12 protein-coding genes are annotated in these 12,194 nt (G+C 57.3%); 8 read left to right on the top strand and 4 right to left on the bottom strand.

The genetic code is table 11. The features are described 5' to 3' along the window. Positions 1-94: 94 nt before the first annotated feature. Positions 95-859 carry a GNAT family N-acetyltransferase gene (locus BSP75_RS04045; protein ID WP_075112302.1) on the top strand — a complete coding sequence of 255 codons (765 nt, stop codon included), beginning with the start codon at positions 95-97 and terminating at the stop codon, positions 857-859. Positions 860-926: 67 nt separating this feature from the next. Here the strand turns inward: BSP75_RS04045 and gyrB are convergent, their stop codons facing one another. The 4 genes from gyrB to dnaA form a co-directional block, all read right to left on the bottom strand. After that, positions 927-3,338: a DNA topoisomerase (ATP-hydrolyzing) subunit B gene (gene gyrB / locus BSP75_RS04040; RefSeq protein WP_075112301.1), complete on the bottom strand. Its 2,412-nt coding sequence runs from the start codon at positions 3,336-3,338 to the stop codon at positions 927-929. After that, positions 3,335-4,438: a DNA replication/repair protein RecF gene (recF, locus tag BSP75_RS04035; protein WP_005339305.1), complete on the bottom strand. Its 1,104-nt coding sequence runs from the start codon at positions 4,436-4,438 to the stop codon at positions 3,335-3,337. The genes gyrB and recF overlap by 4 nt, the downstream gene beginning before the upstream one ends. 2 nt (positions 4,439-4,440) lie before the next feature. Continuing rightward, positions 4,441-5,544 carry a DNA polymerase III subunit beta gene (gene dnaN / locus BSP75_RS04030; RefSeq protein ID WP_005339306.1) on the bottom strand — a complete coding sequence of 368 codons (1,104 nt, stop codon included), beginning with the start codon at positions 5,542-5,544 and terminating at the stop codon, positions 4,441-4,443. An 83-nt stretch (positions 5,545-5,627) separates the two neighbouring features. After that, a complete protein-coding gene (gene dnaA, locus BSP75_RS04025) occupies positions 5,628-6,998 on the bottom strand; it encodes a chromosomal replication initiator protein DnaA (RefSeq protein ID WP_042063291.1) in 1,371 nt (456 codons plus the stop codon). A gap of 311 nt (positions 6,999-7,309) precedes the next feature. Between dnaA and BSP75_RS04020 the strand changes: the two genes are divergently transcribed. The 7 genes from BSP75_RS04020 to yidC all read left to right on the top strand — a co-directional run bounded on the left by BSP75_RS04020 (position 7,310) and on the right by yidC (position 12,116). Beyond that, on the top strand, positions 7,310-8,068 hold the full coding sequence (locus BSP75_RS04020; RefSeq protein ID WP_042656878.1) for an amino acid ABC transporter substrate-binding protein: 759 nt from the start codon (positions 7,310-7,312) through the stop codon (positions 8,066-8,068). Then, a complete protein-coding gene (locus tag BSP75_RS04015; protein WP_148140609.1) occupies positions 8,069-8,737 on the top strand; it encodes an amino acid ABC transporter permease in 669 nt (222 codons plus the stop codon). Positions 8,738-8,749: 12 nt separating this feature from the next. Beyond that, entirely contained in the window at positions 8,750-9,484 is a 735-nt protein-coding gene (locus BSP75_RS04010) for an amino acid ABC transporter ATP-binding protein (protein ID WP_005339311.1), read from the top strand. 271 nt (positions 9,485-9,755) lie between these two features. Further along, positions 9,756-9,890 carry a 50S ribosomal protein L34 gene (gene rpmH, locus BSP75_RS04005; RefSeq protein WP_005307156.1) on the top strand — a complete coding sequence of 45 codons (135 nt, stop codon included), beginning with the start codon at positions 9,756-9,758 and terminating at the stop codon, positions 9,888-9,890. Next, the gene (gene rnpA / locus BSP75_RS04000) at positions 9,890-10,249 is read left to right on the top strand and encodes a ribonuclease P protein component (protein WP_005339313.1); all 360 of its coding nucleotides are present in this window, start codon (positions 9,890-9,892) and stop codon (positions 10,247-10,249) included. The genes rpmH and rnpA overlap by 1 nt, the downstream gene beginning before the upstream one ends. Beyond that, complete coding sequence (gene yidD / locus BSP75_RS03995) at positions 10,216-10,464, top strand: membrane protein insertion efficiency factor YidD (RefSeq protein ID WP_010672280.1); 249 nt, start codon at positions 10,216-10,218, stop codon at positions 10,462-10,464. Before rnpA ends, yidD begins: the two co-directional genes overlap by 34 nt. A gap of 5 nt (positions 10,465-10,469) precedes the next feature. After that, a complete protein-coding gene (yidC, locus tag BSP75_RS03990; protein WP_042656879.1) occupies positions 10,470-12,116 on the top strand; it encodes a membrane protein insertase YidC in 1,647 nt (548 codons plus the stop codon). Positions 12,117-12,194 lie beyond the last annotated feature (78 nt).

The following is a 12,194-nucleotide window of genomic DNA, read 5'->3' as shown; positions in this document are numbered from 1 at the left end:
TTAAGTTTTTCCTGCAAGTGTTTCACGTGGAACGTCGGGAGGCTGACTACATTGTCTGTGCTATCATCCCCGCGCCTTACTCTCTGGAGAAACAATGACCACTCGACATAACCCGCTCGAACTGTTCCAGCCGGACAACAGCCCCCCCGATGAACTGAGCGAGCGACAGCTGGCGCTATTTGCCCTGCTGCAACTGCGTGAACAGGAGTTTGGTTTCAATCCAAACGTCATCGTCCACTACCCGGAAACCCGTTTTCTCAATGCACCGCTCGATTATCTGGCGCAACTGATCGCGGCGCAGCAGCAACAGGGTCATCTCATCAATGAGGTGGTGATACTCACCACTTATCCTCAGGTACAGGCCCCGCTTGTCGATCACGGTTATCGGCATGAAGCGGTTCATATGCCCGCAGGCCCCGACCATACGGCGATCTTCAGGATGCAATCTGGCACTCATGTGGCAGGCAAGACGCTCTATATCGAGGCCGTCAACGAGCAGGATCCCAAGATCCGGCCAACCTTTGTGTTGATGCTGCGCGATGAAAATGGTGAATTGCAGGGTGGCATGTCAGGATCAATCTGGAACCAGGATGAGCGACGTTACGCCTATATCGGCACAGTGGTGATCCGACCGGGACAACCCACGGGAAGCGGCACTCGGCTCGCCAATGCTGTGCTGGAGTACCTGACCCGGCAAGGGGTTTGCGAGGTCAATCTCGGTACCCAGACCGCCGAGCCCTTCTATACCAAACTGGGCTTCCAGACCATTCACCACATAGTGCCAGCCTTGCGTCACCGCATGGCTAGCGATGGCACCGAGCCCCCCCACAATCTGGTCATCATGAGCAAACTGCTCTGATCGGGCAGATTGCAGATGTAAAAAAGCCGCTCACAAGGAGCGGCTTTTTGCTGTCTGACTGCGTCGATTAGACGTCGAGGTTGGCCACGCGCAGGGCGTTAGTCTCGATAAAGTCACGACGGGGCTCAACGGCATCACCCATCAGGGTGGAGAAGAGCTGGTCAGCACCGACGGCGTCGTCGATGGTGACGCGCAGCATGCGACGGGCTTCCGGATCCATAGTAGTTTCCCACAGCTGGTCCGGGTTCATCTCACCCAGCCCTTTATAGCGCTGGATGTAGATGCCACGCTTGCCTTCGCTCATCAGCCAGTCGACCGCTTCCACGAAGCTGGCAACCGGTTTGACCTTCTCGCCACGCTTGATGTAACCACCTTCCTCGATCAGGTTGGCGATCTCCTTGCCCAGCGAGACCAGTTGACGGTACTCGGAGGATTGCAGGAAGTCGTAGCTGAGCGGGTATTCGCGGTCGACACCGTGCTGACGTACCACGGCGTGCGGCACGTACAGGCTGCGCTCTTCGTCACGACGAACCTGGATCTGGTACTGGATACCGTGGTTGCTCTCGTTGAGCACGGCTTCCATACCCTGACACCAGGCCAGCAGATCGCTCTCGCAGGCCAGCAGCGCTTCGTTCAGCTCCGGCTGATAGATCAGCTGGGTCAGGACGGCATCCGGCGCGCGGCGGGACATGCGGGTGATCAGGTGAGACACGGCACGGTGCTGATTGACCAGACGCTCCAGCGCCTCGCCACCGATGGCCGGAGCAGATTCGTTGACGTGCAGGGTTGCACCATCCAGCGCCATGGCGGTCTGGTACTGCAGCAGCGCATCTTCGTCTTTCAGATACTGCTCCTGCTTGCCCTTCTTCACCTTGTAGAGCGGCGGCTGGGCGATGTAGACGTAGCCACGTTCGATGATTTCCGGCATCTGACGATAGAAGAAGGTCAGCAGCAGGGTACGGATGTGCGCACCATCGACGTCCGCATCGGTCATGATGATGATGTTGTGGTAGCGCAGCTTGTCCGGGTTGTACTCGTCGCGACCGATACCGCAGCCCAGTGCGGTGATCAGGGTGCCCACCTCTTGCGAGGAGATCATCTTGTCGAAACGGGCCTTCTCTACGTTCAGGATCTTGCCCTTGAGCGGCAGGATGGCCTGGTTCTTACGGTTGCGACCCTGCTTGGCGGAACCGCCAGCAGAGTCCCCTTCCACTATGTAGAGTTCGGACAGCGCCGGGTCTTTTTCCTGACAGTCAGCCAGCTTGCCGGGCAGACCGGCGATATCCAGCGCGCCTTTGCGGCGAGTCAGTTCGCGAGCCTTGCGGGCCGCTTCACGGGCACGGGCCGCATCGATGATCTTGTTGACCACGATCTTGGCATCGCCCGGGTTTTCCAGCAGGAAGTCGGCCAGCTTCTCACCCATCGCCTGTTCAACGGCGGTCTTCACTTCGGAAGAGACCAGCTTGTCTTTGGTCTGGGAGGAGAACTTGGGATCCGGCACCTTGACGGAGATAACGGCAATCAGACCTTCACGAACGTCGTCGCCACTGGCGGCAGACTTGGCCTTCTTGCTGTAGTCCTCTTTGTCCATGTAGGAGTTCAGAGTACGGGTCAGCGCGGTACGGAAACCAACCAGGTGAGTACCACCATCCCGCTGCGGGATGTTGTTGGTGAAGCAGTAGACCCCTTCCTGATAGGCGTCGTTCCACTGCATCGCCACTTCAACGCCGATGCCATCCTGCTCGGTAGTGAAATGGAACACCTTCGGGTGGATCGGGGTTTTGTTCTGGTTCAGGTATTCAACGAACGCCTTGATACCACCCTCATAGCAGAAATGCGCCTCGCGGCCATCACGCTCGTCCAGCAGACGAATGGAAACACCGGAGTTGAGGAAGGAGAGCTCACGCAGGCGCTTGGCCAGGATCTCGTAGTGATACAGGGTATCGGTAAAGATAGTCGGGCTCGGCCAGAAGCGAACCTCGGTACCGGTGCCGGTGCTGTCGCCAATCTGCTTGAGCGGCGCTTGCGGCTCCCCCAGATGATAGGTCTGCTCGTAGACGTGGCCGTTACGACGAATGGTCAGCAGCAGCTTGTCAGAGAGGGCGTTAACTACCGAGACACCCACGCCGTGCAGGCCGCCGGATACCTTGTAGGAGTTGTCATCAAACTTACCGCCAGCGTGCAGCACGGTCATGATGACCTCTGCGGCGGAGCGGCCCTCCTCCTCGTGCATGTCTACCGGGATACCCCGGCCGTTGTCACGCACAGAAACAGAACCGTCGGAATGGATCTTGACCAGAATATCGGAGCAGTAGCCAGCGAGCGCCTCGTCAATGGAGTTATCGACGACTTCGAACACCATGTGGTGCAGACCCGAGCCATCATCCGTATCGCCGATATACATCCCCGGGCGCTTGCGGACCGCATCCAGGCCCTTCAGCACCTTGATATTCGAGGAGTCGTAAGTATTTTCACTCATAGCTTACTCTCTGCCTTCTCTAACGTTTCGGAGATTTTACCCTGTTCCACGTGGAACAACTTGCAGTCATTCGCATCCATCATGTCTGCGAGCTGACCAGTGTCGATGGCGGTGATAAACACCTGGGACGCACACTGCTTCAGCCTTGCGGCCAGCAAGCGGCGCTTGTCGACATCCAGTTCAGAGGCAAAATCGTCAATTAAAAAAATACAGCCACGGCTGCTATGTTGATTCAAATAGAGCCCTTGGGCCAGTCGCATGGCGCAGACCAGCAACTTCAGCTGACCCCGGGACAAAATATCCTGAGCGGGGACCCCGTTCGCCTTGAGGCGCACATCGGCTTTCTGTGGACCGACACCGGTATAGCCCAGCGCCCGATCCCGCTCAAACCCCGCCTCCAGCAGATCGCCGAGGGGAGTATCTTTCTCCCAGCCCCGGTAAAAGCCGAGACTGATATCGAATTCCGGCAGAAAATCCGCCGTCATCTCCTTGATCAGGGGCGTAATGGCCTGACAATAACTGGCGCGAAACTCGGCCAGCTCACCCCCGAGCCGCACCAGCTCCTGATCCCAGAACGCCAACTGGCGATATTGGGTGCTCTGACGCAGCAGCGCATTGCGCTGTTTCAGCAGCCGCCGCACTCGCCCCCACAGTGCAAAGAAGGTCGGCTCCTGATGGAAAACGCCCCAATCGAGCCAGGCGCGGCGAGCCTGAGGCCCGCCCGTCAGCAGGTTGAAACCATCGGGATGGATCAACTGCACCGGCAACAGCTCCGCCAAATCGGCCAGCCGCTGGGCCTGCGCCCCGGCAATCTTGAGCTGGGTCTCGCCACTCTTGTCTTTGGCAAGACCGATCGGGACCTGACGCCCCTCCAGTTCGCACTGGGCAAACAGGGTAAACGCCCGCTCCCCCTGGCGGATGACCCGCCCGGTCAAATGAGTGCGAAAGGAGCGCCCCAGACCAAGGTAGTGAATGGCTTCCAGCACGCTGGTCTTGCCGCTGCCATTGCACCCGACCAGAATGTTGAGGCCGGGCGACAGCTTGAGACTGGCTTGCTGGATATTGCGAAAGTCGCTGAGCTGGAGTTTGACCAGGGACACGACTAGATCCGCATCGGCATCACCACGTACTGAGCATCCTGATGTTCAAAATCCTCAATAATGGCACTGCTGATGGAATCGCTCAGGCTAATCCGAATTTGGTCACATTTTAACGTATTCAGCACGTCGAGCACATAAGAGACGTTAAAGCCGATCTCCATCTCGCCAGCGGCATATTGTACGTCAAGCAGCTCTTCGGCTTCTTCCTGTTCCGGGTTGTTGGCGGTGATGCGCAGCAGGTTTTCCTGCAGATTGAGACGCACCCCACGGAATTTCTCGTTGGAGAGGATGGCGGCACGGGCAAACGCCTGACGCAGATCCTCGCGGCCGGCGATCAGGGCCTTGTCGCTGTTGCGCGGAATGACGCGGCGCCAGTCCGGGAAGCGGCCATCCACCAGCTTGGAGGTGAAGATGAAGCCGTCCAGCGCAGCACGCAGGTTGCTGCGACCGATCTGCAGCCGTACCGGCTTGTCTTCTGCTTCCAGCAAACGCACCAGCTCCAGCACGCCCTTGCGGGGCAGGATAACCTGATGATCGGGCAGCGATTCCCCGACAACCTCGCGGCGGCAGGTGGCCAGACGGTGACCGTCGGTCGCCACGGTACGCAGACCGTGACCTTCGCTCTCGAACAGCATGCCGTTCAGGTAGTAGCGCACGTCCTGGCTGGCCATGGAGAACTGGGTCGCATCGATCAGCTTCTTCAGCTCCAGCTGGCTGATATCGAACTCGAGCACGGATTCCCAATCCTCGATGTTCGGATACTCGGTCGCTGGCAGGGTCGAGAGGTTGAAGCGGGAGCGACCGGACCGGATGATCAGGCGCTCACCTTCGGTATTGAGACGGATCTCGGCGCCTTCCGGCAGACCACGGCAGATATCCAGCAGCTTGCGCGCCGGTACTGTGGTGCGGCCATCTTCACTGGCCCCGTTCAGATAGACCTGACCGATCATCTCTACTTCGAGATCGGTACCGGTCAGCGACAGCAAACCGTTGCTGACATCAAGCAGCACGTTGCCGAGGATCGGCAGGGTCGGTCGGCCGCCGAGGGCGCCGGACACCAGTTGCAGAGGACGTAACAGGGCCTCACGGCTAATTTCGAGCTGCATCTGTGCTCTCCGTTGTTATCAGGAGGAAAGGGTTCGGATCAGGTTGGAATATTCGCGCTGCATCTGTCCACTCCGTTCCGTTATCAGGAAGAAAGAGTACGGATCAGGTTGGAATAGTCCTCCTTGATGTCGTGACTCTCCTCCTTCAGCTGCTCGATCTTGCGGCAGGCATGAAGAACGGTAGTGTGGTCACGGCCACCAAAGGCATCACCTATCTCCGGCAAACTGTGGTTGGTCAGCTCCTTGGCCAGTGCCATCGCCAGCTGACGCGGACGGGCAACGGAGCGGGAACGCCGCTTGGAGAGCAGATCCGCCAGTTTGATTTTGTAGTACTCCGCCACCGTCTTCTGGATATTGTCGATGGTGACCAGCTTCTCCTGCAGTGCCAACAGATCGCGCAGCGCTTCGCGCACGAAATCGATGTTGATGGCACGACCGGTAAAGTTGGCGTTGGCGATCACCCGGTTGAGGGCGCCTTCCAGTTCACGGACGTTGGATCGCAGACGTTTGGCGATGAAGAAGGCCACTTCGTCCGGCAGATGAACCTGGTTCTCGTCGGCCTTGCGCATCAGGATCGCGACGCGGGTCTCGAGCTCCGGTGGTTCGATCGCCACGGTCAGACCCCAGCCGAAGCGGGACTTGAGACGATCCTCGACACCGTTGATCTCCTTCGGATAGCGATCCGAGGTCAGGATGATCTGCTGGTTACCTTCCAGCAAGGCATTGAAGGTATGGAAGAACTCCTCCTGGGAGCGCTCCTTGTTGGCGAAGAACTGGATATCATCGATGAGCAGGGCATCGACGCTGCGGTAGTAACGCTTGAACTCTTCAATGGCGTTATTTTGCAGCGCTTTCACCATGTCCTGAACAAATCGCTCGGAGTGCATATAGATGACTTTGGCATCTTTTTTACTCTCCTTGATGGCATTGCCAACGGCGTGCAACAGGTGGGTTTTACCCAGGCCGGTGCCGCCATAGAGGAACAGCGGGTTGTAAGCACCACCCGGATTGTCCGCTACCTGACGGGCAGCCGCACGCGCCAACTGGTTGGACTTACCCTCGACGAAATTCTCGAAGGTATAGTTCACGTTGGTGTTGCTCTTGTGGTTCGGCTCTGGCTTGGTTTCAGCCTTGCGTTCCCAGCTCTTCTGCAAGTTATTCACAGGCGCGGCCCCCTGCACTGGCGCTCTGGCGACAGCGACGGGATGGGGACGATTGCCTATATCAAAACGCAGGGTGGGGCCGTCGACCCCATAGAGTTCATTGATGATGCCGTTAACCCGGATGAGATACTTATCTCGTACCCAGTCCAGAACAAAGCGATTCGGTGCATACAGGGTCAGAGTATTGTCACTCAACTCCGCTTGAAGCGGCCGGATCCACATGCTGAATTCTGCCGAGGGCAACTCATCTTGCAGCCGGTTAAGGCACTGCTGCCATAGCGAAGCAGTCACTCTAAACTCCTGTCGATTGATTAACTAAAGACCGGCTATTCTACGTTTTTAGCCGCCGGATCTCCAGCCGTCGCCCGGTGGATCCGGCAAATAAGATCCTTGACTTTCAAGGATCCAGCGCCTTTGGATCGGATTTCATCCCCAAAGTTACCCACAGCTTGATCCACTGCCTGAATTAACGGATCCCGTCCCTCTCTCCTGTTATTTCATATAACCAAATGTCATTTATTTTTTAAATTTTATTCCAATAACATCAGGGCCAAACCAGTTATTACAACTACAAATACAAGACATTGAGAGAGAGAAACACCATGAAAACATCCATCAAACTGATTTCCGGCGCTGCCATGCTGCTCGCCACCCTGTCCGGTCAGGCCATCGCCCAGGAGACCATCAAGGTCGGCATGTCTGGCAAATATTTCCCGTTCACCTTCGTCAAGCAGGACAAGCTGCAAGGCTTTGAGGTGGATATGTGGAACCAGATCGGCGAGCGCACCGGCTACAAGGTCGAGTTCGTGACGGCCAGCTTCTCCGGCCTGTTCGGCATGCTGGAAACTGGTCGCATCGACACCATCTCCAACCAGATCACCATCACCGACGAGCGCAAGGCGAAGTACGACTTCTCCCAGCCTTACGTCTATGACGGCGCCCAGATCGTGGTGCGCAAGGGCAACAGCACCATCCACGGCATCAAGGATCTGGAAGGCAAGAGCGTTGCCGTGAACCTGGGTTCCAACTTCGAAGAGCTGCTGCGCAAGAACGACCCGAACAAGAAGATCGATATCCGCACCTATGACTCCGCCTTCGAGCAGGATGTCGCCCTGGGTCGCATCGACGCCTTCGTGATGGACCGCGTCTCCACCGCCCAGCTGATCAAGGAGTCCAAGCTGCCGCTGCAACAGGCTGGCGCACCGTTCGAGACTATCGAGAACGCCCTGCCCTTCCTGAAGACCCCGGAGAAACAGGCGCTGCTGAAGAAGGTCGACGAGGCCCTGACCGCCATGCGCAAGGATGGCTCCCTGCGTCAGATCTCCGAAAAATGGTTCGCTTCCGACATCACCGACAAATAAATGATGGAATTTGACCTCGAATACACGCTGGGGCTGTTTCCCATCCTGCTCAAATATCTGGGCACCACGATGGAGATGGCCCTGTGGGGATTCGCACTGGCACTCGTACTCTCGCTGGCCCTGGCGATAGTACGGGTGTTTCGCGTCCCCGCGATTCACTGGCTGGCGATGCTCTATATCTCGTTCTTTCGGGGTACACCGCTGCTCGTTCAGCTGTTTCTGCTCTACTACGGACTGCCGCAACTATTCCCGATATTCGTGGGGATGGATGCCTTTACCGCCGCCATCGTCGGTCTGACCCTGCACTTCGCCGCCTACATGGCAGAGTCGATCCGCGCAGCCATCCTCGGCATTCATAAAAGCCAGATGGAAGCAGCGCTCAGTATCGGCATGAGCCGTTATCAGGCGATGCAGCGGATCATCCTGCCGCAGGCGGCACGTATTGCCACCCCGTCGCTGATGAACTACTTCATCGACATGATCAAGAGCACCTCGCTGGCCTTCACCCTGGGGGTGGCCGAGATCATGGGCAAGGCGCAGATGGAAGCCTCCTCCTCCTTCAAGTTCTTCGAGAGCTTCATGGCGGTGGCGCTGGTCTACTGGGTGGTGGTGATCTTCTTCACCCGCTTGCAGCATCTGCTGGAAGTCCGTCTCAACCGTGCCTATTAAAGGAGAGCTCTCATGATCAAGCTAACCGGCCTCTCCAAGGCATATCACGGCAATCAGGTGCTCAACGGTATCGATCTGGAGGTCAAAAAGGGGGAAATTGTCGTCATCATCGGCCCCTCCGGCACCGGCAAGTCGACCCTGTTGCGCTGCCTGAACCTGCTGGAGACCCCGGATGCGGGCACCCTGGCCATCGACGATCTCGAGCTCAATCTGGCCAAGGCCAGCGAACAGCAGGCGATCGAGCTGCGCAAACGGGCCTCCTTCGTGTTCCAGAACTACGCCCTGTTTGCCAACAAGACGGCGCTCGACAACATCGCCGAAGGGCTGATCACCGTCTGGAAGCAGCCAAAAGCGGAGGCCCGCGCCACAGCGCTCGGCATCCTCAAGGACATTGGCCTCGCCGACAAGCAGGATGCCTATCCGGCCTCCCTTTCCGGCGGCCAGCAGCAACGGGTCGGCATTGGCCGCGCCATGGCGGCCCACTCCAAGGTGATCCTGTTTGATGAGCCCACCTCGGCTCTCGATCCCGAGTGGGTCGACGAGGTTTTGGGACTGATGAAAGAGTTGGCCCGCCAGCACCAGACCATGGTGGTGGTGACCCATGAGATTGAATTTGCTCGTGATGTTGCCGATCGGGTGATCTTCATGGAAGGTGGGCGGATAGTCGAGCAGGGCCCGCCGGATCAGATATTGGTCGATCCCAAGGATCCCCGTACCCGGGAGTTCTTGCGGAAAGTCCTTAAATAGCTCTCTCTTTGGCGGCCTGGCCGCCTTTTTTTATTGAGGGATCCCTTGTTTAACCCCGGGTTGCCAGTATAATCCGGAGCCCTTGATCCTCTGGATCCTCACGCTCGGCAGTGGCCTTTTCAAGACCATGGCAGGATGAGAGGGAACGGCGGATTGACTAAAAGCCGAACTCTGTTTAGAATTCGGCCTCTTTTGCTAGTCGTCACACGCTATAGCTGGCGCGTCGGCTAAGTGTGACAATCAAAACTGTACAGAAATACGGAATCGAATCATGAAACGTACTTTTCAACCGTCCAACCTGAAGCGCAAGCGCTCTCACGGTTTCCGCGCCCGCATGGCAACTGCCAACGGTCGTAAAGTTCTGGCCGCTCGTCGTGCCAAGGGTCGTGCCCGTCTGGTAGTTTAATGCCTACCCAGCACACCTTCTCTCGGGAGTTACGTCTGTTAACTCCCGAACACTTCAAACGCGTTTTCGCCGAGCCTGTCCGGGCTGCTTCCCCGCAAATTACGCTTCTCGCCTGCCCCAATTCACTCGAACACTCTCGTCTTGGTCTCGCTGTGCCTAAAAAAGCACTCAAGCGTGCCGTCTGGCGTAACCGTGTCAAACGGGTGGTCCGGGAAAGTTTCCGCCTCAAACAACATCAGCTGCCCGCTATCGACATCGTGGTGATCGCCAAAGCCGGTGTGAAAGAGATGGATAACGAGGAACTGTTCAAGTTACTGGAAAAGCTATGGCGCACTCTGTCACGCCGTTGCAATGGGTAGCTATCAAACTGATACGCCTGTATCAGCTAATCATTAGCCCTCTGCTCGGGCCGCGCTGCCGTTTTACTCCAACTTGTTCCCAATTTGCGATAGAAGCCATCCGACTTCACGGTTTCATAAAAGGCGTTTGGTTAGCTAGCAAACGTCTATTAAAATGCCATCCCTTATCCGAGGGTGGTTATGACCCGGTTCCGCAACCAAAGCGAAGAAACTGAAGACTATGGAATCACAACGCAATCTACTCCTGATCGGTTTGCTGTTCGTGAGCTTTCTGCTCTGGCAACAGTGGGAGTCCGACAAGGCTCCGAAGCCGGCCCCGACTACCGTGGCCCAAACCGAACATTTCGTACCTGAAGCCGGTCAGACCGGTGATATTCCTCAGGTTTCCGAGCAAGCCAACGCGACTGCCGCACGCAAGCTGATCACCGTCTCCTCCGACGTGCTCAAGCTGACCCTGGATACCCAAGGTGGTGACGTCGTGTCTGCCGAACTGCTGTCTCACAAACTGGAAGAGGGCAAGGACCAACCGTTCGTGCTGCTGACCAGCCAGCCAGAGCACCTCTATATCGCCCAGAGCGGTCTGGTGGGTCGCAACGGTCCGGACAGTCAGGCCGAAGGTCGTCCTACCTATGAAGCCACCCAGACCAGCTATCAGCTGGCCGATGGTCAGGATCAAGTCGTCGTTCCGATGACCTGGACCGACAGCAAGGGCGTGGTCTTCACCAAGGAGTTCATCCTCAAGCGTGGCGACTATGCCGTTGGCGTTGATTACAAGATCGACAACAAATCTGCCGAGCCGGTTCAGGTGCAGTTCTATGGTCAGCTGAAGCAGACCGTAGCGACACCGAAGGATCAGGAAGGTCATGCCATGGTAGCCAGTGCTTACCGTGGTGGTGCTTTCTCCAGCGAAGAGACTCGCTACAAGAAGTACACCTTCGACGAGATGAAAGATGCTGACCTGAACAAGACCACCAAGGGTGGTTGGGTCGCCATGCTGCAACACTACTTCGTCTCTGCCTGGGCACCGAATGCCGACGATACCAACAGCTTCTACAGCCGCGTGATCCCTGGTAAAGGCCAGGCCATCATCGGTTACAAGGCGCCGCTGGTAGACGTGGCCGCCGGCCAACAGGCCGAAGTGACCAGCAAGCTGTGGGTCGGTCCCAAGTTGCAAGACCAGATGGCCAAGGTGGCTAACCACCTCGACCTGACCGTCGACTACGGCTGGCTGTGGTTCATCGCCCAACCGCTGCACTGGCTGCTGACCGTGTTCCACGGTTTCGTCCAGAACTGGGGCCTGGCCATCATCATGCTGACCCTGCTGGTACGCGGCATCATGTTCCCGCTGACCAAGGCCCAGTACACCTCCATGGCCAAGATGCGCATGCTGCAACCCAAGATTGCGGCCCTGCGCGAGCGCTTCGGCGACGACCGCCAGAAGATGTCTCAGGGCATGATGGAGCTGTACAAGAAGGAGAAGGTCAACCCGCTGGGTGGCTGCCTGCCGATCCTGGTTCAGATGCCGATCTTCATCGCCCTTTACTGGGCACTGATGGAGTCCGTCGAACTGCGTCACGCGCCGTTTGCCCTGTGGATCACTGACCTGTCAGTGAAGGACCCCTTCTTCGTGCTGCCAATCCTCATGGGTGCCTCCATGTGGTATCTGCAGAAGATGAGCCCGACCACAGTGACCGACCCGATGCAGCAGAAAGTGATGCAGTTCATGCCGATCATCTTCACTTTCATGTTCCTCTGGTTCCCGGCTGGCCTGACTCTGTACTGGCTGGTGAGCAACGTCATCTCCATTACCCAGCAGACCATCATCTATCGTCAGCTGGAGAAGAAAGGCCTGCACACTCGCAACTGATGCGCAGCTAATCTTCCCGTGATGACAAAAGAGGCGGCCTTCGGGCCGCCTTTTTTATTACAATGTCTCCCACTACGT

Origin of the sequence: Aeromonas sp. YN13HZO-058 (assembly GCF_001921245.1) — a bacterium.
Classification (GTDB): Bacteria; Pseudomonadota; Gammaproteobacteria; order Enterobacterales; family Aeromonadaceae; genus Aeromonas; species Aeromonas allosaccharophila.
This window is presented reverse-complemented; position numbering and strand designations above follow the sequence as displayed.